Below are 20888 nucleotides of genomic sequence, written 5' to 3'. Positions count from 1 at the left end.
TCACCGATGAGCAGCACAGGAACAGACGTGAACGTGGAGACATAACGGTGCGGCGGACCCAGAAGGAACGCAACGAGCAGACGCGTCAGGCCCTTCTGGAGGCGGGAAGCTCACTGCTTCGCGAAGTGGGTTACGCCCGTACGTCGGTCGCCCAGATCACCCAGCGAGCCGACCGCGCACACGGCACCTTCTACCTCCACTTCGAGAACAAGCGAGATCTCGTGTCTGTCCTCCTGGAGGACATGGCTGAGCAAGGCCGGCAAGATGCCCGTGAGATCTGGCGCACCGCGCCCGGCGTCGAAGGGCTCTGGATGACGCTTCGGGAGTTCTTCGCCCGGATCACCCCCGAGCGCAGCCTGTGGCAGTTGCTCGAAGAGGTGATCGCCATCGAGGAGGACGCGGCGCCACTCAGGTCAAGGCTCCGACACCTCTACGTCGAGCCGATCCTCCGAGGCCTCCAGGGCAATCCCGACGCTCGCGTCTGTCGGGCGGCAAACCTTGAGCTGCTCGCCGACATGCTCGTGTCGGCGGGACTGTACTTCACACGAACCGGGACCCTTCCCGCGTCGCCTGACGTCACCGCGCTGCACATGACTTTCGTCTGGCGCCGCGCCATCGGACACCCGCTGACCGAGACCGAAGTGGCGCACCTGCGAGGGATGTTCGCGGCAGGCTCGGCCTAGACGAATCCCCCGTGTCGGACGCTAGTCCCGCGCCACCGGGTCCGTTACCGTGAAAACGCAAACGCAGGCCGCCTCGGCGGCGTCAAGTGCTTGTCGTAGGGGAGGACCTGTCGATGCGGACGCTCGACTGGGAGGACGGCGCGGTCGTCACGATCGACCAGTGCGCGCTTCCTCACCAAGAGATCACCCTGCGCGTCCGTACCGTCGACGAGCTCATCGACGCCATCAAGCGCCTCGCGATCCGTGGAGCACCTGCTCTGGGCATCGCCGGGGCGTTCGGCGTGGCGATCGCGGCGCGCACGCATCTGTCTGACGCCGACAGACCTCTCGGCGAGGCTGCCGCCCGCGCGGACGCCGAGCGCCTCGCCTCCGCGCGCCCGACCGCGGTCAACCTCAGGTGGGGTGTCGAGCAGGCGCTCGCCTCGCTGGGCGACGGCCCCGACGCCGTGCTCGCCACGGCCCTGCGGCTGATGGATGAAGACGACCGGATGAACCACCAGGCCACGGTCAACGCCGCCGACGTGATCGTCGGGCTGTGTCCGGATCGGCCGTTGCGGCTGCTCACCCACTGCAACGCCGGCGCGCTGGCGACCGCGGGTCTGCGGGGGACGGCGTTGGGCGCGGTGTTCGAGCTCGCGGAGCGGGGCCTGGTCGAGTTCGTGATCGTGGACGAGACCCGGCCGCTGCTGCAGGGCGCCCGGTTGACGGCCTGGGAGCTGGGACGGGCCGGCATCCCGCACCGGCTGTCCGTGGATTCGGCGGCGGCCTCGTTGATGGCGCGCGGACTGGTCGACTGCGTGGTGGTCGGCGCGGACCGCATCACCGCGAACGGCGACGTCGCGAACAAGATCGGCACCTACGGCCTGGCGGTGAGCGCCGCGTACCACGGCATCCCCATGGTGGTGGTCGCGCCGGAGTCGACGGTGGACGAGCAGCTGAAAGACGGAGCCCTGATCGAGGTCGAGGAACGCGACGCCGACGAGGTGCGGCAGGTCCTGGGCATGCCGGTCGCGCCGGAGGCGACCGAGGCGTTCAACCCGGCGTTCGACGTGACGCCGGCCGAGCTCGTCACCGCTGTGGTGACCGAGGCCAGGGTCATGCGCTCGGAGAAGGCGGCGGCGGGACGTACCGCCCGATGAGGAACCGCTGGGATGAGGTGCGGGAGGCACCGGCGGACGGGGATCGCCTGGATCAGTGTGTTCATGTCAGTCGTCTGTTGGGCGCCGATCCAGACCTGGTGCTGCACGGTGGCGGGAACACCTCCGTCAAGACGATGAGACAGGACGCCCTGGGCAACGATGTCGCCACGCTCCTGGTCAAAGGAAGCGGCTGGGATCTGGCGACCATCGAGCGGCCCGGGTTCGCGCCGCTGCGACTGGAGCGGCTGCGCGAGATCCTCGGGGCCGAGTCGCTGTCCGACAGTGCGATGATGAACGAGCTCCGATGCGCTCTGCTGGACGCACGCGCGCCGGATCCCTCGGTCGAGACCCTCCTGCACGCCCTCATCCCGGAAACCTTCGTGCTGCACACGCATGCCGACGCGGTGCTCACCCTCACGAACCTCGATGACGGCGAGGCCCGCATCCGCGCGGCGCTCGGTGACGATCTCATCGTCATCCCCTACGTCATGCCGGGATTCGATCTGGCCAAGCACTGTCGCGATCTGCTCGGCGGCGTCACCGGCCCGATGCCGCAGACCATGGTCTTGATGTGCCACGGCGTCTTCACCTACGGAGAATCCGCGCGCGCCGCATACGGTCGGATGATCGAGATCGTGGGGCGTGCCGAGCAGTACATCGCCGAACACACGAACGCGGCGAGGCCGACGGCGCAAACGAACGCGGCGAGGCCGACAGCGCAAACGGAGGCGGCACCGGATATCCGTGGAACGGCACCGGACGCGCTGGAGCTGGCGTCGCTTCGGCAGGCCGTCTCGCGGGTCGCGGGCGCGCCGATGATCGCCACGCGCGCGGCGGATCCGGCGAGTACGGCGTTCTGCCGCCGGCCCGATCTGGCGACGGTGTCACAGCGGGGCCCGGCCACGCCGGATCACGTCATCCGCACCAAGCGCCTGCCGATGGTCGGCCGCGACGTGGGCGCGTATGCCAAGGAATACGTCGCCTACTACGAGTCTCAAGAGTCCGGGGTGTCTCAGGAATCTGACAGCGCGAACGCACCGATGACGATGCTCGACCCGGCCCCGCGTATCGCCCTGGACCCCGAGCTCGGGGTGATCGCGTTCGGCCGCCGCCCGAAGGACGCCGCCATCGCCGCCGACGTCTACGGGCACACGATCGGCGTCATAGAGCACGCCGAGCAGCTGGGCGGCTATCGTGCCCTGTCGCCCGAGGACATCTTCGCCGTCGAGTACTGGGAACTCGAGCAGGCGAAGCTGCGGCGCGCGGGCAGCCCGCCGGAGTTCGCAGGGGAGGTGGCGTTGGTGACCGGCGCGGCCTCGGGCATCGGCAAGGCATGCGTGGAAGCGCTCCTGGGGCGCGGCGCCGCCGTCGTCGGCTTGGACGTCGACGCGGGGGTGACGACGACCGCGTCGGGACCGGACTACCTCGGCGTCGTCGCCGACGTCACCGATCCCGCCGCCGTCCAGGACGCGATCGCCCGGGCCGTGGACCGCTTCGGCGGCATCGACATGCTGATCGCCTCCGCGGGCGTCTTCGGCGCCAGCCGCCCGATCAGCGATTTCGATCCGCGGCAGTGGCGCAGCACACTGTCGGTGAACACGGACGCCTTCGCCGACTTGCTGGCCCAGCTTCACGGCCTGCTCAAACTCGCTCCCCGGTACGGCCGCGTGGTCCTCATCGGCTCGAAGAACGCCGCAGCCCCAGGCCCCGGAGCCGCCGCCTATTCGGCGTCGAAGGCCGCGGCGACCCAGCTCGCCCGCGTCGCAGCCCTCGAATGGGCTTCCGACGGTATCCGCGTCAACATCGTCCACCCCGACGCCGTCTTCGACACGGGCCTGTGGACCCCGGACGTCGTCGAGGCCCGCGCGGCCCACTACGGCATGACCGTGGAGCAGTACAAGCAGCGCAACCTGCTCCACACGGAAGTGACCAGCGAGATCGTGGGCACACTGGTCGCGGATGTCTGCGGCCCCTCCTTCCGCGCGACCACCGGAGCCCAGATCCCCGTGGACGGCGGGAGCGACCGGATCATCTGATGGCGAGCTGCGCCGTCCGGAAAGACGCTACTAAGGAATGATGCCCCGAAGTACTCAGGGCTGATGTCGAGCGGTGATGAGCGCCGACAGCATGGGGGCATGTCAAATAGCCCTGATTTACCGCCTCGGTACCGCAGACGCTGGACCGGCCTGGTGGCCGCCACGGTGTTGTGTCTTTCCGTGACTGGTACGGCCGAGGCGGCGGACTCCGTGCCCGCGGCTACGTTGCACGGCCACGCGGTCACGATCCAGCGTACTGAGTACGGCATTCCGCACATCTCCGCCGGGAACTACGGCGACCTCGGCTACGGCTACGGGTATGCCTTCGCGCAGGACAACTTCTGCGAGCTGGCCGACCGGGTCCTCACCCTGCGCGGTGAGCGTTCCCGGTACTTCGGGCCGGACGCCCTGAACGACGACGCGTTGGGCGAGACCGCGGACAACCTCAGCTCCGACACCTACTTCCAGGGCATTCGGCAGGCGGGCACCGTGCGGCGGTTGGTGGCGCAACCCGCGCCTTACGGTCCGACCGCGCAGGTCAAGCAGATGGTCGACGGGTACGTCGCCGGAGTCAACCGCTACCTGGGGGACACCGGAGTCGCCGGGCTGCCGGATCCGACGTGCCGGGGCAAGGCGTGGGTCGGGCCGATCACGGCTTCGGACATCTGGACCGGGATCCTGGACCTCGATCAGGTCGCCGGGACCTCCGGGGTCAAGAAGTTCGTCGGCGACGCCGCGCCGCCGACCGCCGCCGGGGCCGCCGTCTCGATCGGCTCCGCCCTCGGCTCGGTCTCCACTCCGACCGGTCCGGCCCCCGGCGGCGTGCCCGCGCTGCCGACGTCGGCCGGCGGCCTCGGCAGCAACGGCTGGGCGCTGGGCCGGGACGCCACGAGCGCCCACGACGCCATGGTGCTCGGCAATCCGCACCTGCCCTGGCTCGGCAACGCCCGCCTCTACCAGGTCCAGCTCACCATCCCCGGAGTGATGGACGTCTCCGGCGTCAGCATCTACGGCACGCCGGTCGTCGTGCTCGGACACACCCAGAACCTGGCCTGGACCCAGACCACCTCCTACGCCTCGCACGCCGAGTTCTACCGGCTCACCCTCGCCCCCGGCGACCCGACCAGCTACCTGGTCGACGGCAAGAAGGTCGCGATGGCCAAGCGCACGGTGCGGGTCTCGGTCCTGGGCGCCGACGGAAAGCAGAAGACCGTCACCCGGACGCTCTACGACTCCCGCTACGGCCCCGTCCTGGGCTACGGCTGGGACGCCGGCAGTGCCCTGAGCATCCGCGACGCCAACGCCGAGAACATCCGCTCGATGAACGAATGGCTGGCGATGGACTCCGCGCAGAGCCTCGGCCAGCTGCGCGCCGTCCAGCGCACCTACCAGGGCATGCCCTGGACCTACACCACCGCGGCCGACGCCGGTGGCTCCGTGTACTTCACCGATTCCTCGATCGTCCCGGACCTCACCGACGCCCAGCTCACCCGCTGTACGCTGCCGGCCGACGCGGGCCCGCCCGCGCTCGACGGCTCCACCCGGGCCTGCGACTGGGGCGACGACCCGACCGCGCTCGAACCCGGCGTCTACGGTCCGGCCCACGCTCCGGCCCTGACCCGCTCCGACTACGTGGCCAACTCCAACAACGACCCGGCCCTGGCCAACCCGAGCGCCCCGCTGACCGGCTACCCGGCCGTCTACGGCACGACCACCCAGCTGTTCCCCAGGCCCCAGCTCGGCCTGCGGATGATCGCCGACCGGCTGACCGGCGCCGACGGCCTCGGCAAGCCCGGCTTCACTCTCGCCTCGCTCCAGGCCACGACGCTCGGCGACCGTGACCTCAGCGGCGAGTTCGGCCGCGACGACGCCGTGGCGATGTGCCGGGCGCACCCGGTCCTGACCGCGAGCGACGGCAAGCAGATCGACGTCCGCGCCGCCTGCGACGCACTGGCCGCCTGGGACCTGCACGGCGGCGCCACCAGCCGTGGGGCCGTGCTGTGGGCGGCGTTCTTCGACCCGCTGCTGGAAACCACGAACGGCGCGTGGGCCCGCGTCCCCTTCGACCCGGCCCACCCGCTCACCACGCCGAGCGGTGTCAACGGCGACAACCCGCGGGTACGGACCGCCCTCGCCGACGCCGTCGAATCCCTGGCCGCCCAAGGCCTCCCGCCCGACGTCGCCACCGGCGAGGCCTACCGCTGGGCCGGCGTCCCGCTCCACGGCTGCACCGACGACTCCGGCTGCTTCAACGTCCTCACCGCGCAACCCACCTCCGGCACCGCGGGCGGCCTCGACCCCAGTCCGGCGAACTACGCCGCCGGCTCCACCTTCATCATGGCCGTCGAACTGACGCCCGCCGGACCGCGCACCCGCACGGTCCTGACCTACTCCGAATCCACAAACCCCAAGTCCCCCCACTACGCAGACCAGACCGCGCTGTTCAGCAAGAAGCAGTGGGTCACCGAGCGGTTCACCCCCGCCGAGATCAAGGCGGCGCCGGGGCTGCAGACCACCGTGCTGCGCCGCTAGGGGCGTGGTCGGTAATCGGGGATCCGTTGTCTGAGCGTCCGTTCGGAGGCGGTCTCAGCCTGTTCTCCAACCCCGACTTGATTGTTTCGAGTCGGGGTTTTTCATCGTCCTGACAAGAAAGCAGAGTGTGTAAGTTCCGGCCCTACATAATCCATCAAGGCGCCACGCGGCGAAGGGGGCGGTGGCCACTGCGCAGCCCCTGCGGTAAACCACACTGGCTATAGACGGGAATATCGCCCATCAGGCGACTGAATCTGCCGCGCGAGCATCAGCGAGGGTGATTACCCGGCTGCCCCTCACCAACGCATCACGCTGCACTACGCTTTGTATCGACAAGGTGTGATCTACGGCTGATATGGGGATGACATGGCGCTCGTTGCCGTCTTCTGGCTGGTCGGACTGGCTTGTCTGATTGCGGCGCTTGCCGGGACGGGGGTTATCAAGATCGGTACTGTAGAGATTCCTGCTTTCAGTACCCGGTTGGCCCGTTCCGGGGCCGTAGCCGTGGGTGTCATAGCACTGCTGCTTGGCTGGGTGGTCTTTGTCAGGCAGAGCGATACAGGCAGTATTACGTCTCCGGTGTCTACGAAATCAACGCTTCAGGGGGCGAGTGTCACTACCAACGGCACTATCGCGGGTACATCCGAAGCTTCGGAGTCAACGCCGGCGAATGATCCTGTGCAAGTTCTTTGGCATGGCACGATCGGGTTGACTGAAGGTTCCGGTGTTGACATCGGTACCCCGTCGCCCATGGTCGAGCAACCGGGCTATATGGACAGCTCGTTGTACGTGTACCAAGGCCTCATTTATTCTGCCATTAACAATGGTTTGAGCGCATGGACGGGAAGCGGTACGCCGGGCGCCGAAGATTGCGTCAACCTGCTGCGCACCCACTCCGTCGGTACGCTGGAGCCTAAAGCGGGGCTTCAGTTCTGTGCCCACGGGGACCAATATCCCCGTGTCGCATACCTGAAAGTCACGTCCTACGACGTTGCCACTTCGACCGCGAACATCGACGTCACGTTATGGGACCTGCAGTTTTCGTAGCGGATGGTTGCTCCGGCCCGGCCCCGAGACGCGGCCCCCGAGACGCGGCCCGTCCCCGACAGTGGTGCCGCCGCCAGGATGTGTGGGCGCCTTCCTCGAAGGACCTCACTGCGTGGTACTGAGCGCACTCTTCATCAAATGATCATTCTCCGTCACCCTTGCCTGGCGCTCCGAGCACCGAGCGGTTGTTACCGTGCCGACTTGTCCCTATGAGTAGACACGGAAACGGCAGGTCGATGGCTTCTCCCGACAACAACGCCAACCTCGGACGGCGCAGGTTTCTCCAACTCGGCGGCGCGGGCGCAGCCGCGGCGACCGGGGCGGCGATGTTCCCCCCGGCCATCGCCAGAGCGATGACGCTGCCCGCGATTTCGCGCACGCGCTCCATTCGGGACGTCAAGCACGTCGTGATCCTGATGCAGGAGAACCGTTCCTTCGACCACTACTTCGGCACCCTGCGTGGCGTGCGCGGCTTCGCCGACCCGCGCCCGGTGTTGCTGCCGAACGGCAAGTCCGTCTTCCACCAGCCCGCCGCCGGCACGAAGACCAGCCGTTACCACGACCGTGGTCTGCCCAGCAGCGAAACGGAAGTGCTGCCCTGGTACATCGACCCGCGCAGCACCACCGAGTACCAGGCGGGCACCGACCACGGTTGGAGCAGCGGGCACCTCGCCGTGAACCAGGGCCGCGACGACCAGTGGGTGAACCAGAAGCAGGACGTCATGACGATGGGCTTCCTCAAGCGTCAGGACCTGCGGTACCACTTCGCCCTCGCCGAGGCCTTCACGATCTGCGACTCCTATTTCTGCTCGGTCCACGCCGACACCGCGCCCAACCGCATCTACCTGTGGTCGGGCACCATGGACCCGCGCAACGTCTACGGGAAGACGGAGCTCAACGGCCCCGGTACCGACGAGCGCGACAACACCAACGGCTACACCTGGACCACCTACCCGGAACTGCTGGAGCAGGCCGGGATCAGCTGGAAGCTGTACCAGGGCGGCAGCGGCGTCCCGGGCACACCCACCGACAACTTCACCGACAACTCGCTGATGTTCTTCAAGCCGTACCAGACAGCCGAAGGCGCCTCCGGCCCGCTCGTGGACAAGGGTGCCTCGAACCACACCCTCGCCGAGTTCGCCGCCGACGTGAAGTCCGGCACGCTCCCGGCGGTCACCTGGATCGTGCCGCCGTACATGTACAGCGAACACCCCTCCGCCTCGCCGACGGACGGCGCTTCCTACATCAACCTGGTACTGGAGGCACTGACAGCCAACCCCGAAGTCTGGGGCAGCACCGCGCTGTTCCTCAACTACGACGAGAACGACGGCCTGTTCGACCACATCATGCCGCCGATGCCGCCCCTGCACAGCACGCCCGGAGCCGAGGGCATGGTCTCCGACAGCCTGCTCGCCTCGCTGGCCGACGAGTTCCTGGACCTGAACGCCTACCCCGGCGAGATGAGCCCGCTGGTACCGGGCGCCGACCCGGGCGGCAGACAACCGATCGGCCTGGGCCCCCGAGTGCCGATGACGGTCATCTCCCCGTGGTCCCGCGGCGGCTACGTCTGCTCGGAGACTTTCGACCACACCTCCGTGCTGCGCTTCCTGGAGCAGCGCTTCGGCATCCGCTCGCCCTACATCAGCGACTGGCGCCGCTCGGTCTGCGGCGACCTCACCTCCGCCTTCGACTTCACCGGGAAGGACACCACACCGCCGAACTTCCAGGTGCCTGCCCCGATCCAGGGCAGCGGGAAGCCGTACCAGGTGACGGTGCCCCAGCAGATGCCGGTCCAGGAAGCGGGCGTCCGCCCCTCCCGCCCGCTGGGCTACCGCGCGCACGTCAACGAGGAGCGCCGGCAAACTGGCGCGTTCGCTCTCAAACTGGAGAACCACGGCCGCCTCGGCGCCGCCTTCTACATCTACGACCGGCTCCAGCCACAGGCCGCGCCCCGCCGCTATACGGTCGCCGCGCACGACACGCTGCGGGACCACTGGCAGCTGGGGACGGGCAGCCGCTACCAACTGGCGGCCTATGGGCCCAACGGCAGCCTGTCCGAGTTCGCCGGCACCGGCACCGAAGGGCTCACGGTGACCTTCTCCGAGGGGGACTGTGACCAGGTCCGGGTCACCGTGAAGAACCACGGTCAAACCCGCCGCACCATCCGCCTGACCAACGCCTACCAGCGCAGCGCCCAGGGGACAGCCACCAAGGTCCTGCGCGCGGGCAGCGAACTCGAGTTCCACTGGCAGATCGCCAAGCAGGCCAACTGGTACGACGTCTCGGTCACCGCCGTCGAGGACCCGACCTTCAACCGCCGCTACGCCGGGCATCTGGAGAACGATCGCCCCAGCACCAGCGACCCGGGCCCGATGTCGGGCTGACGCTCTGTCACGGGCGTGCGGGGGCTTACTCTCGCATGCCCGTAGACCGCCTCATGCTCGGGCGAGGCGTCCTTGCCGACGGCCGAGCCGGCCACCGGGCTCGACCGGCTTGCCGTCGACGCTGCAAACCTCGACCTCCTCGATGTCCGCGACGCCCTCGGCATCCCTCGCCGCGCAGACCTACGGCGGGGGACACCCGCGAAGCGATCGCCCAGACCGTCGAGTTCGGCCACCGGACAGGTCGATCAGGGTGACTGCGGTCCTGCAAGGTCCTCGGCCGGTTCGGTATCCGGCTTGGAGAGCTCTTCCTGCCAGGGGCCGAGGTCCGGGTCCGAACGCTTCCACCACAGCGCCCAGATCAGGACTCCGCCGGCTGCGGCGAGCAGGAGAGCGATCCGGCCGCGGCGTGACGCTCGTCCCGACATCCGGTCGATCTGTGCGGGGGTGACCTCGCCCAGTAGCCCGGACAGTGCCGCCGAACCGCGCGCGGCTGCTTCCGTCCGGATCGGGCGGCTGCGCTCCATCGCGGCATGCGCGGTTGTGTGCACCGCCTGGGATGCGGCTGCGGCGACCTTGGGCGCCACGTCGTCGAACTCGTCACGGATCTTGTGTCCGGCCTCGGCGCTGTGCTCGGACAGCGTGTGCCCGATCGTGCTGAGCCGGCTGTGATCCGGCGTCTTATGTACGAGGTTCTTCATGATGATTCCTTTCAGGTGGCCTGAGTGGATTCGTCCGCTGATTCGCCGACGCCGACGCCGACGCCGACCTTCCGGCCGGCGGTCAAGCCGTGCCGTCGATGACCACATCGTCCTTGGTGACCGGACTGAAGCCGGTCTTCGCGGCGACGGCGTCGATGCCTGAGCGGATCGTGCCCTTGGCCTTGGTCCGTGCCCGGATGGCGGCAGGGTGGCCGATGACGCTGCGAGCGCTCTTGGCGAGCTGCTCGTATCTGTCCCGGCCGGCCCGGGCGCCCAGAACGTATCCGGTGATCAGCCCTGCCGTGAACGCCAGTCTTCTCATGGCCTCGCCTCCTCGACCTTCGTCGTGCACGGTCACGGGCCCGTCTCCAAGGTGGGTGCCTTGCGGGAATCCGAGCTCTGCGTGTGTTGCGGGCCGTTGTCCGTGACGGCTCCGGCGAGCATGTCGTCGAAGAGCGCGGCGTACTTCTGAAAGGCCTGGCGCATGTCCTCGGTCGACGGGGGCTGCGTTTGCTGTTCCGTCATCTGCCGCACCTGGACCGCATCCCGGTAGCCCGCGACGGCGGACGTGTGCGGGATGGACAACAGTTCGAGGAACTCCTCGTGGCTGCCGCCCGGGTAGCCCCTGAAGCGCCCCAAGCGGACGACCAGTGCTTCGGCGTCGTTGAGGGCGGTGACGGGGTCGTCGACGAATGACTCCTGCACCTTGCGCCAGTCCTGGGTGTAGCGGGCGCGCTCCTCCTCGCCCAGCGGTCTGAGGGCGAGCTGGGAATACGCACGACGCCGTCGGCTCAGCTCCCGATCGGCGGCCCGCGGACTGCCCTCCTGCTGCACCAGGATGTCGAATTCGGGGCCGAAGACGGCACGTTTCCTGCGCCGGTCGTATTCCATCGCTCCGACGATGATGATGCCCACGACGACGACGATCGCCGCTATCGCTCCGATGGCCATGATGCCTCCCTGGGTCGGGCTCCGGGTTTCCGGACGGAGGCGTTTCAAACAAGTCGGGGTCGCTGGCCGGATCGGAGCCCTCGGTGCCGAGGGCGTCGGCCTCGCTGTCGCCGTCGGTGGGGCCGGGTAAGGCTCGGGTAAGGCCGTTGTCGTCTCGGCGCCCCCATGTGTGGCTTCGCACATCCGTGTGTCCGATCTCGTTTGTCTCCGCGGGGCAGGGGCATGCGGGGCCGGTGGTTGCGAGCCGCGCCGAATGCGCGCAGGTCGCAGGGAAGGGAAGCCCGGGGATGAGTAGTGGGCGCGGTGGCGGCGGCTGGAGGAGGCGTGCCGGGCAGGGCCGATTCTGGCCCCCGGCTCCGCTCGCGATGGTGCTCGCGGTGAGCCATGCTGTCGAGGCGTACCGCATGCCGCACGCCGCATTCCGTCCTATGCCTGCTTGGCGTCCGCCTGGAGGTGCCGGGTGACCGTTGACCGCCGCTCCCGCACGCTTGCCCGGATCGCGGTGGGCTGCCTGCTCGCCGCACTCGTCGCGATGGTGGTCACCGTCGTCTTCTTCGCCGGTCTGATCATGGTGGTGGCGGTGCTCTCGGCGCTGCTGCTGACCGGGGTCGGCGCGTGGTGGTCCATCGCGCGCCGTGGAGCTCTCAGGTGGTTCGGCGTGGTGCTGGCGGTGGCCGCGCCGGTGGTGCTGGTGGTGCTGTCCGTCGCGGCTGGTTTCTGGCGCGACGCGATGGCGGTCGCGTTGCCCGGAGCGGCCGGGTTGATCTGCGCGCGCGCCGCGGTGCGCGGCCTGGACCGCCCGCCGGAGTTCGCGCGGCCGCGCTACCGGCGCTCGGCCCTTCCCCGCAAGCCGGTGCTGATCATGAACCCGGAGTCCGGGGGCGGCAAGGTCGATGAGTTCGCTCTGGTGGAAAAGGCCGAGTCCCTCGGTGCCCGGGTGATCCTCCTGGACTCCGGAGCCGGCCAGGACGTCGCACAGATGGCGCGTCAGGCCGTGGCCGACGGCGCCGACCTGCTCGGGGTGGCCGGCGGCGACGGCACGCAGGCACTGGTGGCGGCGGTCGCCGTCGAGCACGACCTGCCGTTCGTCGTGCTGTCCGCCGGCACCCGCAACCATTTCGCGATGGACCTGGGCCTGGACCGCGACGACCCGGCCTCGGGCCTGGCGGCGCTGCGCGATGGCGTGGAGTTGCGGGTGGACCTCGGTACGGTGGCGGGCCGGCCGTTCGTCAACACGGCGTCCTTCGGCGCCTATGCCGCGATCGTCCAGGACGCGCGGTACCGGGATTCCAAGGCCGGCACGGCGCTGGACAGTCTGCCCGATCTGCTCCCCGGCGACGACGCGGCGCTCACGGTGAACGTGGACGGCGACCGGCTGCCGACGCCTCAGATGCTGCTGGTGAGCAACAACCCCTATCTGGAGTCCGGCACGCTCGGCGGCGGCCGCCGCCCGCGTCTGGACCGAGGGGTTCTGGGCGTGGTGGCCGTCCGTGTGGACGGTGCGCTCAGCGCGGCCCAGATGGCGCTGCTGGGCACCGGGTCCGGAGCCGTCACCGTGCGCGACGCCCGCGAAGTGCGCGTCGAGGCAGCCGAAGCGGCGATCCCGGTCGCCGTGGACGGCGAGGCTCTGAGCCTGCGGACTCCGGTGGTCTGCACGATCCGCCCCGGCGTGCTGCGCGTCCAAGTGCCGCGCCGCCGGCCGGACACTTCTCCGCCACGGCCTTTGCGGACTGAATGGCGCACCCTCCTGGGCCTGGCACTCGGCCGCCTCGGTACCGAATCGCACGAGGGAGGCGACCGATGAGCGGCCGTCCTTTGCCGCGCGGGCTCGGGGAACTCGACGCGCGGGCGTACGCCGCGGTGGCTCGCATGCCCGCCCCCGAGGCCGTCGATGCGGCTGTGCGCACGCTGTCGCGCGCCGCGAACCATTCGAAGATCTCGTTCACGATCGCCGCGCTGCTGGCCACCCGGCCCGGACGGCCGCGGTTGGCCGCCGCGACCGGCCTCGGCGCTGTCGGCGTCGCCTCGGTGGGCGCCAACCTGCTCGCGAAGCGGCTGGCGCGACGGCCCCGGCCACCGCGCGCCGAGCCGGGACCGTTTCCGAGACGCCACGTCGTGATGCCGCACTCGGCGTCGTTCCCGTCGGGGCACACGGCATCGGCGGTGGCGTTCGCGGTCGCCGTGGGGAAGGTCCTGCCGACCATGGCGGCCCCGCTGGGAGCACTCGCCGCGATCGTCGGATACTCGCGGGTCCACACCGGCGTGCACTATCCCGGCGATGTGGCCGGGGGCGCGGCACTCGGCGCGGCCAGTGCGGCGTTGGTACTCAACGCCAGCCGGGCAACGCGGCGGTCCGTTCACTGACAGCAGGATTCGGAAGGGGGTTGTGTGGTCGTGAGCGCTGACTTGGCGCACGAGGAACACGGCGAGAACCATTCCGCAGCCGGTGGGGACAGGGGGGTCACTCCGCCGCGGAACGTTCCGCACTGGACCGGGTGGCTTCTTCTCGCCTTGGGCGTCTTCACGCTGCCCTGGACGGCGAACCTGGCCGTATACCTGCCGGACAAATCCGAGGCCGCGCACTACAACGCCTCATGGGTCGGATTCGACCTGCTGCTGTGCGCACTGCTGATCCGCACCGGCTGGTCCCTGTTGCACCGACGGGCCTACGTGGAGGTCACGGCGGCGATGACGGCGGTGATGTTGTTCATCGACGCCTGGTTCGACGTGTTGTCCGCGCCTACTACGAAGGAATTCATTGTTGCCCTCGGGCTGGCGCTGTGCGTTGAGGTGCCCTTGGGCGTCTTCTGTCTCTGGGTCTCCATCCGGGCCGAGTACGAGCGCCGACGCCGCGAGGAGCTGATGAGTGCCCTGGTCCGGCGCCTCTTGGCGCTCAATCGTCGAACGGCGGCCCGAAGAGGACACCGATTGCCCTAGTCCCGCGTCCGGATCGGTCAGCGACCCTGTTCGGAACCGCATCGGGCCCGGACACGCGGCGGACGTGTGCCGAGATCAGCCCTCAGCCGGCTTCAGGTCCGCGACGAGCAGGGCGATGTCGTCGTCCTTGCCCTGTCCGAAGGCGGTGAGCAGCGCGTCGCAGAGCTCCTCGATGCCTGCCGGGCCCCGCGCCGCGGCGGCTGCGAAGTCGGCGAGGTCCTCGACGATGTCGGTGCTGCGGTTCTCGACCAGGCCGTCGGTGAACAGCACGAGCCGGGCCGGTCCGGTCAGCTCCACCGTGGCCGTGGTGAAGCGGGCCCGGCCGATGCCCAGCAGCTGCCCGTGCTCGGTGATGAAACGGGCGGCCGGGCCGGCGGGGCCGTCGGTCACCAGCAGCGGCGGGATGTGGCCGGCGTTCGCGATGTGCAGGCGGCGCCGTCCCGGTTCGATCAGGACCAGGCAGACCGTGGCCGTGACGACCGGGCGGTCCCGGCTGAGCAGGGTGTCCAGGAGCTCCAGGACGGTGTCGGGCGGGTGTCCCTCGATGGCGTAGGCGCGCAGGGCGTAGCGGACTTCGCCCATCAGGATCGCCGCTTCCAGGGAGTGGCCGACGACGTCGCCGATCGCCAGCAGGAGGCCGTCGGCGGTGGTGATGGCTTCGTAGAAGTCGCCGCCGATCTCGGCGTGGGAGCTGGCCGGGACGTAGCGCACCGCCAGTTCGGCGCCGACCGGCCGGGGCAGCCGGGCCGGCAGGAACGAGCGCTGCAACCGCAGGGCCAGGGCGTGCTCCTCGGCGTAGCTCCGCAGCGACTCCAGGGACAGGGAACAGGCCTGCGCGATCTGCAGCAACAGCCTGTGGTCATCCTCGGAGGGGGCCGGCCCGGCGGTGACCGCGACGCAGACCGGCGGACGGGCGCGGTGCGCCCGGACGGCGGCGACCAGGACGTCGCCGGAAGCCTTCGGCCCGGGCGCCAGATCGTGCCACGTCTCAGCCGGTACCAGCATCGTGCGGGCGCCGATGCGGGCACCAAGGACCCTGTCGGTGATTCTTTCGAGCAACTCCTCGTCGATGGGTTCGGAGACCAGAGGCGAGCCGCTATCGGCTTGGAAGGTCCGCACCGGCTTCCCGGACAGGTTGAGGTAGACGCTGGCGGCTTCCGCGCCCAGCACGCTGAGAACGCCGTGCACCGCGGCGGCGGCGAACTGGGCGAACTCGGTGGCCCCGTGCAGCGCCAGCGTCGCCTCGTTGAGCAGCAGCAGCCGCTCGGCCAGGGTCTGTGCCGCGCGGCGCGCGCGGGTGTAGCGCAGCACCGCTGAGATCGTGGCGAGCAGTTCGTCCGGGTCCACGGGCTTGGTCAGGTACGCGTCGGCGCCGCCGTGCAGGCCCTGGGCCCGGTCGCTCACCGAGACGGCCGAGGCCGAGACGTGCACGACCGGGATGTCGGCTGTGGCCTTGGTGCCCTTGATGCTCTGGCAGAGCTCGAAGCCCGTCATGTCGGGCAGGACCACGTCCAGGACGGCGACCTCGGGCAGCGCTCCGGCGTCGGTCAGCACCTTCAGGGCCGCGGCGCCGTCGGCCGCCTCCAGCACCTCGTGGCCGGCCCGGCGCAGCCACTGGGCGAACACGTACCGGCTGGCTGTGTTGTCATCGACGACCAGAAGCCTGCCGGGGATGTCGCCGGGGTCCGGCGCGACGACGCTCACGGCGAACCGCCCTGGCCGCCAGCGGACGTCGCGGACGAACCGGGCCGGCGCGGACCGAGCGCCCGGCCCAGCGCGGCGGCGTCCACGGTGTCCTTGCTGAGCACCGCGCGGACGTGTGCCAGGCGCGCGCGGTCCACCCGGGCCGCCGGGTAACCGGTGACGACGACGACCGGGGTCGCGGCGGTCCGGGGGTCGGCGGCCAGTCTGCGGACCACCTCGTAGCCGTCCGTGCCGGGCATGTCCAAGTCGACGACGACCGCCGAGGGCTGCTCGCGCACCGCGAACTCCACGAGCTCCCGGCCTCCCGGAAGCTGGACCACCTGCTCGGCGACGGTCTCCAGCATCGGGCGGAACACCGCGGCGAACGCCGGATCGTCGTCGGCGGCGGCGACCAGCGGCAGCCGGACCGGCTCCGGGGCCTGGACGACCGGCAGCGCCGCGATCACCGTGGTTCCCGCACCGACCGTGCTGGTCAGCTCGATGGTGCCGCCCAGAAGCGTCACCAGGCTGCGTGCGTAGGGAAGTCCGAGCCCGGTGCCCGCCTTGCCCCGCTGATGCGCGCCGCGTACCTGGTGGAACTCCTCGAAGACCTTGGCCTGCTCCTGCGGGGGGATGCCGATACCGGTGTCCTCGACCACGAATTCGATCATGCCCGCCTGGTCCGGGGCCTGCCGGACGCTCAGCCGGACGTGGCCGCTCTCGGTGAATTTCAGGCTGTTGCCGATCAGGTTGCGCAGGACCCGGGTCAGCATGGTCTCGTCGGTGACCAGCGGCGGCAGCGCTTCCGGCCGCGGGAACAGCAGCTCCACCGCGGGATTCGGGGCCGCGGGGCGGACGACGGCCTCGATCTGCGCCAGCAGCAGGGCGAGGTCGACCGGCGCCGGCTGCGGGGTGAGCTGTCCGGCCTCGGCCTTGGCCACGTCGAGCAGATCGTCGACCAGGGCGAGCAGGGTCTCCCCGGAGGCGGAGATCAGCGCGACCTGCTCGCGCTGCTGCGGGCCGAGCTCCTCCGGGGCCGAGGCGGCCAGCAGCCGGCTCAGCCCGATCACGGAGTTCAGCGGGCTGCGCAACTCGTGGCTGACGTTGGCCCAGAAGCGCGTCTTGGACTCGCTGGCCTCCCGCAGCTGGCGGCTCTTGTCCTCCAGCTCGGCGTGCAGCGCGACGACCCCGGAGTTGGTCTGCTCCAGCTCCAGGGAGATCTCCGCGTACAGTGCCAGCACGCCCGCGTTGGTCTGCTCGAGTTCCTCGTTGAGCAGCCGGAGCTCCTCGCTTTGGGCACGCGCTTCCTCCAGCGCGATGATCAGGTCCCTGGTCTGGGAACGCAAGTCGTCCTCACGATCTGCGGATTCGTTGTCGGTCAGGAGCTCGGCGAGGCGGTCGGCGGCCGCCGCGAAGCCCTCGGGAGCCAGCGCAACGGGCTGGCGCAGCACGATGCTGCCCTGCCGGCCCAGCGTTTCGCTGGACAGTTCGCGGATGAGCCGGCGGGCCGAATTCAGTGCCTCGGGATCCGGCGGTGCGCCGTCCGTCCAGCGGACCGTCACCTCAAGGGCGGGCGCCGGGCGGGCGGTCAGCGCGAACCGGACCGTCACGCCGGCACTGCCCAGGCGGTCCCGGCCCAGCTCGCTCAGCGCGGTGGCGAGCCGTATCCGGTCCTGGCTGTCGGCGCCCGCGGCCTCGGCGATCGTCCGCGCGTCGCGGCGCAGCGCGAAGACGTCCCGCTCGTCGGTGACCGCGATCACCCGCACCTTGGTGGCGCTGTCATCGGTCATGATCTGGCGCCCGGGGCCGCGGGATCCTTGACCACCAGCACGCTCGCGTCGTCTCTGCGCACGCCGGCCTCGCGCAGCAGATGCGCGGCGATCAGCGTGCTCGACGCGGCGAACAGACCGGGCATCGCAGCCGGGCTCCAGCGCTCGGTGAGCCCGTCGGAGTGGAACACCACGCTCGCCCCGGGCGGGAGCGCCGCCTCGTGGCCGCGCAGCCGGGGCAGGTGGTGGCCGACGATGCCGGGGGAGGACAGCAGGCTGGAACGGGCGTCGTCGGCCACGACGAAGGCACTGACGTTGCCGATCCCGCAGAAGTCGATCCGGCGGCGGTGCCAGTCGATCCGGGCCACCGCGACCGCGCCGCCGCGGGTGCCGGCCAGAGCGTGGTGAAACTCGTTGATGATGTCCTTCGGGTCTTCGGCGGTGCCGCGGTGGAGCACCGCCACGGCCTGTCCGCTCGCCCGCGCGGCCAGCGGGCCGTGTCCGAGTCCGTCGCACAGCATCACCACCACCGGAACCGGGTCTCCGGTCTGCTCCTTGGGCACGACGCTCTTGGCGCTCCACGCGTCCCCGCAGACCTGCTCGCCGCTCAGCGGCCGGGTCAGACCGGTCATGGTCGGCTCTGGAAGGGGCGTTTCGGGCGTGGCCGACTTCTCCCGATCCCGGAACCGGGCCACCAGAACAGTGCCTCGGCCCAGCACAGAGTGCACGTCGAAGGAGTCGGCCATCCGTTCCACGACACCCAGGCCCAGTCCTGGAGTCCCAGCGGTCGACACTCCGGTGCGCCGGGCGTGGTCGAGGTCGGCGATGCCCGGGCCGTGGTCGATGGCCAGCAGCTCCACCGCCACGGCGGGTCCGGTGTCGATCAGGCGCAGCAGCAGCGCTCCGTCGTCGGCGTGGGTGGTGAGGTTGACGGCTGCCTCGGTGACCGCGAGCTCGATCTGGCCGACCCGTTCGGCCGACATGCCCACTCGGCGGGCCAGCTCCGCGGCGGCCCGTCGCGCTCGGGCCGTCGAGGAGACGTCCTGGCGGATCCAGGTCTCGTCCATGGCTCCGGTGGTCAGTGCGTCCACTTGACCACCGTGACCGCGGTGCCCTCGCCGACCTCGGTGCGCAGGACGAAGTCGTCCACCAGACGGCGGGCACCGGACAGGCCCAGGCCCATGCCCGTGCCGGAGGACCAGCCGTCACGCAGCGCCAGATCGGTGTCGGGGATGCCGGGGCCGTGGTCGGTGAAGTTGAGCCGGACGCCGCGGCCGGCGGTGCGGGACACCACCTCGCCGTCCATGCGGCCGCCGCCGCCATAGACCAGGGTGTTGCGGGCCAGCTCGCTGGCGGCGGTGACCAGTTTGGTCTGCTCCACCAGCGACAGCCCGCACTCCACGGCGAGCGTGCGGGCCAGTTGCCGGGCCCGGACCACGTCGTCGGAGGTGACGATGGGTTGCGTACGGACCGTGTCGGCCGTCGTATCCCGCCCCGGAACGGTCACGCCTGGGCCGCCCGCGCCGCCGCGTGCTCGGCGAGGATCGCCAGGCCCCGCTCCAGGTTCAGCGCGGTACGCACGCCGCCCAACGACAGGCCGAGCTCGACCAGGGTGATCGCCACCGCCGGGCGCATCCCGACCACCACGGTCTCGGCGTCCAGCAGACGGCTGATGGAGGCGATGGTGGCCAGCATCCGGCCGACGAAGGAATCGACGATCTCCGCGGCCGTGATGTCGATGATCACACCGCGCGCACTGTGCTTGACCACCTGCTCGGCCAGATCATCCTGCAGGTTCAGCACCGTCTGGTCGTCCAGGTCTATCTGGATGGAGACCAACAGGTTCTCGCCGATGCGCAGGATCGGCAGCCGCTCGCTCACGCTTGCGATGCCCCCCTGCCGCGTACCGAATCCGCGTCGGACAGACCACGCAGCGCGTGCCGCAGGGCATCGGCGAGAGTGGCCTTCGTGACGATGTCACCGAACTCGATGCCCAGGGCGACGATCGTCTGGGCGATCTGCGGCCGGATCCCCGACACGATGCACTCCGCGCCCATCAGCCGGGCGGCCACGACCGTCTTGAGCAGGTGCTGGGCGACCTCGGTGTCGACCGCCGGCACCCCGGTGATGTCGATGATCGCCTTGGCCGAACCGGTGTCGACCAGCGCTTGCAGCAGTTTCTCCATGACCACCTGGGTGCGGGCCGAGTCCAGCGTCCCCACCAGCGGAACGCCGATCACCCCGTCCCACAGCTTGACCACCGGTGTGGACAGCTCCAGCAGTTCCTCCGCCTGGGAGCTGATGATCTGTTCCCTGGTCGTCGTGTAGCTGTCCACCGTGAACATGCCCAACGCGTCCGTGAGCCGGGACAACGTCAGGTAGGCGGCCACATCCCCTGGCGAGCCCTGGTCCAGCTGCCGCTCCAGGCCCGCCTTCAGCGCGAACACGCTCACCGCGGTCTCCGCCGGGCTGAAGCCCTGCCGGGCCCGGTTGCGGGACAGCTCCACCAGCAGCGCCCGAACCTCGGTCCAGGCCTCCGCGCCGGTGTCCAGGCCGCCGCTGCCCAGGGCCTCCACGATCGCGCTGTAGAGCTCGTGCAGCTCACGATCCAACTCCGCCCGGCTGACCCGGGTCGCCAGCGTCCGCGACACGACCTCGATCCAGCCGGCCGCCAGCTCCTCACGCCGCCCGGTCATCAACTCCAGCAGATGACTCGCTGAATCCTGATCCACTGATTCCTCGCTTCCTCACGCCTTGCTCACGGTCACAGGCGAGCTGATTATAAGACCATCGATTAAGCGGCGCCGCTGTCACCGAAGGTGTGTCTTCGGGCACGGATGGAAGCTGCCTCGCACCGTTTGATCAACAGTACTCCGGTAATACGACGATCCAGGAGTTCGAATGCGATCGGCGGGGGAGGTCTGGCATGAACGATGTGACTTCTGCCATGGCATGTCAGCGCCGCCGCATCATCATCACGACGAGAACGACGAGCAGGATGAGCACGATGGCGCCGAAGCTGATGTACA

18 protein-coding genes are annotated in these 20888 nt (G+C 69.8%); 9 read left to right on the top strand and 9 right to left on the bottom strand.

Features of this window, described 5'->3' with window-relative positions; translation table 11 throughout:
• The first annotated feature begins 47 nt into the window (after window positions 1–47).
• The 6 genes from KGQ19_RS12120 to KGQ19_RS12095 all read left to right on the top strand — a co-directional run bounded on the left by KGQ19_RS12120 (window position 48) and on the right by KGQ19_RS12095 (window position 9821).
• Window positions 48–683: a TetR/AcrR family transcriptional regulator gene (locus KGQ19_RS12120; protein ID WP_212009201.1), complete on the top strand. Its 636-nt coding sequence runs from the start codon at window positions 48–50 to the stop codon at window positions 681–683.
• A 113-nt stretch (window positions 684–796) separates the two neighbouring features.
• Window positions 797–1822, top strand: a complete 1026-nt coding sequence (gene mtnA / locus KGQ19_RS12115) for an S-methyl-5-thioribose-1-phosphate isomerase (protein WP_212009200.1) — start codon at window positions 797–799, stop codon at window positions 1820–1822.
• The gene (locus KGQ19_RS12110) at window positions 1819–3858 is read left to right on the top strand and encodes a bifunctional aldolase/short-chain dehydrogenase (protein WP_212009199.1); all 2040 of its coding nucleotides are present in this window, start codon (window positions 1819–1821) and stop codon (window positions 3856–3858) included. Before mtnA ends, KGQ19_RS12110 begins: the two co-directional genes overlap by 4 nt.
• Window positions 3859–4038: 180 nt before the next feature.
• Complete coding sequence (locus KGQ19_RS12105; RefSeq protein ID WP_212009198.1) at window positions 4039–6390, top strand: penicillin acylase family protein; 2352 nt, start codon at window positions 4039–4041, stop codon at window positions 6388–6390.
• Window positions 6391–6756: 366 nt separating this feature from the next.
• A complete protein-coding gene (locus KGQ19_RS12100) occupies window positions 6757–7437 on the top strand; it encodes a hypothetical protein (protein WP_212009197.1) in 681 nt (226 codons plus the stop codon).
• 236 nt (window positions 7438–7673) lie between these two features.
• Window positions 7674–9821, top strand: a complete 2148-nt coding sequence (locus tag KGQ19_RS12095; RefSeq protein ID WP_212009196.1) for a phosphocholine-specific phospholipase C — start codon at window positions 7674–7676, stop codon at window positions 9819–9821.
• A gap of 245 nt (window positions 9822–10066) precedes the next feature.
• Here KGQ19_RS12095 and KGQ19_RS12090 read toward each other — a convergent pair whose 3' ends face one another.
• The 3 genes from KGQ19_RS12090 to KGQ19_RS12080 all read right to left on the bottom strand — a co-directional run bounded on the left by KGQ19_RS12090 (window position 10067) and on the right by KGQ19_RS12080 (window position 11470).
• The gene (locus KGQ19_RS12090) at window positions 10067–10519 is read right to left on the bottom strand and encodes a DUF5324 family protein (protein WP_212009195.1); all 453 of its coding nucleotides are present in this window, start codon (window positions 10517–10519) and stop codon (window positions 10067–10069) included.
• A gap of 82 nt (window positions 10520–10601) precedes the next feature.
• Window positions 10602–10841: a hypothetical protein gene (locus KGQ19_RS12085; RefSeq protein ID WP_212009194.1), complete on the bottom strand. Its 240-nt coding sequence runs from the start codon at window positions 10839–10841 to the stop codon at window positions 10602–10604.
• 32 nt (window positions 10842–10873) lie between these two features.
• The gene (locus tag KGQ19_RS12080) at window positions 10874–11470 is read right to left on the bottom strand and encodes a hypothetical protein (protein WP_212009193.1); all 597 of its coding nucleotides are present in this window, start codon (window positions 11468–11470) and stop codon (window positions 10874–10876) included.
• A gap of 460 nt (window positions 11471–11930) precedes the next feature.
• Between KGQ19_RS12080 and KGQ19_RS12075 the strand changes: the two genes are divergently transcribed.
• Genes KGQ19_RS12075 through KGQ19_RS12065 form a run of 3 tightly spaced genes read left to right on the top strand, consistent with a single transcriptional unit; the run spans window position 11931 to window position 14407 of the window.
• Complete coding sequence (locus tag KGQ19_RS12075) at window positions 11931–13274, top strand: diacylglycerol/lipid kinase family protein (protein WP_212009192.1); 1344 nt, start codon at window positions 11931–11933, stop codon at window positions 13272–13274.
• Window positions 13271–13834 (top strand): phosphatase PAP2 family protein, encoded by a 564-nt coding sequence (locus KGQ19_RS12070; RefSeq protein ID WP_230418521.1) that lies wholly within the window; start codon window positions 13271–13273, stop codon window positions 13832–13834. The genes KGQ19_RS12075 and KGQ19_RS12070 overlap by 4 nt, the downstream gene beginning before the upstream one ends.
• Before the next feature lie 30 nt (window positions 13835–13864).
• Complete coding sequence (locus KGQ19_RS12065; RefSeq protein WP_212009190.1) at window positions 13865–14407, top strand: hypothetical protein; 543 nt, start codon at window positions 13865–13867, stop codon at window positions 14405–14407.
• A gap of 75 nt (window positions 14408–14482) precedes the next feature.
• On the opposite strand, the gene KGQ19_RS12060 is transcribed toward KGQ19_RS12065, so the two are convergent.
• Genes KGQ19_RS12060 through KGQ19_RS12035 form a run of 6 tightly spaced genes read right to left on the bottom strand, consistent with a single transcriptional unit; the run spans window position 14483 to window position 20555 of the window.
• Entirely contained in the window at window positions 14483–16111 is a 1629-nt protein-coding gene (locus KGQ19_RS12060; protein WP_307856400.1) for a SpoIIE family protein phosphatase, read from the bottom strand.
• Complete coding sequence (locus KGQ19_RS12055) at window positions 16108–17880, bottom strand: ATP-binding response regulator (RefSeq protein WP_212009189.1); 1773 nt, start codon at window positions 17878–17880, stop codon at window positions 16108–16110. The genes KGQ19_RS12060 and KGQ19_RS12055 overlap by 4 nt, the downstream gene beginning before the upstream one ends.
• Window positions 17877–18950: an ATP-binding SpoIIE family protein phosphatase gene (locus tag KGQ19_RS12050; protein WP_212009188.1), complete on the bottom strand. Its 1074-nt coding sequence runs from the start codon at window positions 18948–18950 to the stop codon at window positions 17877–17879. Before KGQ19_RS12050 ends, KGQ19_RS12055 begins: the two co-directional genes overlap by 4 nt.
• A complete protein-coding gene (locus KGQ19_RS12045) occupies window positions 18938–19366 on the bottom strand; it encodes an anti-sigma regulatory factor (protein WP_212009187.1) in 429 nt (142 codons plus the stop codon). The genes KGQ19_RS12050 and KGQ19_RS12045 overlap by 13 nt, the downstream gene beginning before the upstream one ends.
• Entirely contained in the window at window positions 19363–19740 is a 378-nt protein-coding gene (locus KGQ19_RS12040) for an STAS domain-containing protein (protein ID WP_212009186.1), read from the bottom strand. The genes KGQ19_RS12045 and KGQ19_RS12040 overlap by 4 nt, the downstream gene beginning before the upstream one ends.
• Complete coding sequence (locus KGQ19_RS12035; RefSeq protein WP_230418527.1) at window positions 19737–20555, bottom strand: STAS domain-containing protein; 819 nt, start codon at window positions 20553–20555, stop codon at window positions 19737–19739. The genes KGQ19_RS12040 and KGQ19_RS12035 overlap by 4 nt, the downstream gene beginning before the upstream one ends.
• Window positions 20556–20888: the final 333 nt, after the last annotated feature.

The sequence above is a fragment of the Catenulispora pinistramenti genome, from assembly GCF_018274385.1.
Classification (GTDB): Bacteria; Actinomycetota; Actinomycetes; order Streptomycetales; family Catenulisporaceae; genus Catenulispora; species Catenulispora pinistramenti.
The sequence above is the reverse complement of the archived record's forward strand: the minus strand, read 5'-3'. Positions and strand labels throughout refer to the sequence as shown.

Excerpts from the sequence above, each read along its gene's own strand:
- KGQ19_RS12080 (WP_212009193.1), bottom strand. The coding sequence starts at position 11,470 with ATGGCCATCGGAGCGATAGCGGCGATCGTCGTCGTCGTGGGCATCATC.
- KGQ19_RS12035 (WP_230418527.1), bottom strand. The coding sequence starts at position 20,555 with ATGACCGGGCGGCGTGAGGAGCTGGCGGCCGGCTGGATCGAGGTCGTG.
- mtnA (WP_212009200.1), top strand. The coding sequence starts at position 797 with ATGCGGACGCTCGACTGGGAGGACGGCGCGGTCGTCACGATCGACCAG.
- KGQ19_RS12070 (WP_230418521.1), top strand. The coding sequence starts at position 13,271 with ATGAGCGGCCGTCCTTTGCCGCGCGGGCTCGGGGAACTCGACGCGCGG.
- KGQ19_RS12095 (WP_212009196.1), top strand. The coding sequence starts at position 7,674 with ATGGCTTCTCCCGACAACAACGCCAACCTCGGACGGCGCAGGTTTCTC.
- KGQ19_RS12055 (WP_212009189.1), bottom strand. The coding sequence starts at position 17,880 with ATGACCGATGACAGCGCCACCAAGGTGCGGGTGATCGCGGTCACCGAC.
- KGQ19_RS12110 (WP_212009199.1), top strand. The coding sequence starts at position 1,819 with ATGAGGAACCGCTGGGATGAGGTGCGGGAGGCACCGGCGGACGGGGAT.
- KGQ19_RS12100 (WP_212009197.1), top strand. The coding sequence starts at position 6,757 with ATGGCGCTCGTTGCCGTCTTCTGGCTGGTCGGACTGGCTTGTCTGATT.
- KGQ19_RS12090 (WP_212009195.1), bottom strand. The coding sequence starts at position 10,519 with ATGAAGAACCTCGTACATAAGACGCCGGATCACAGCCGGCTCAGCACG.
- KGQ19_RS12085 (WP_212009194.1), bottom strand. The coding sequence starts at position 10,841 with ATGAGAAGACTGGCGTTCACGGCAGGGCTGATCACCGGATACGTTCTG.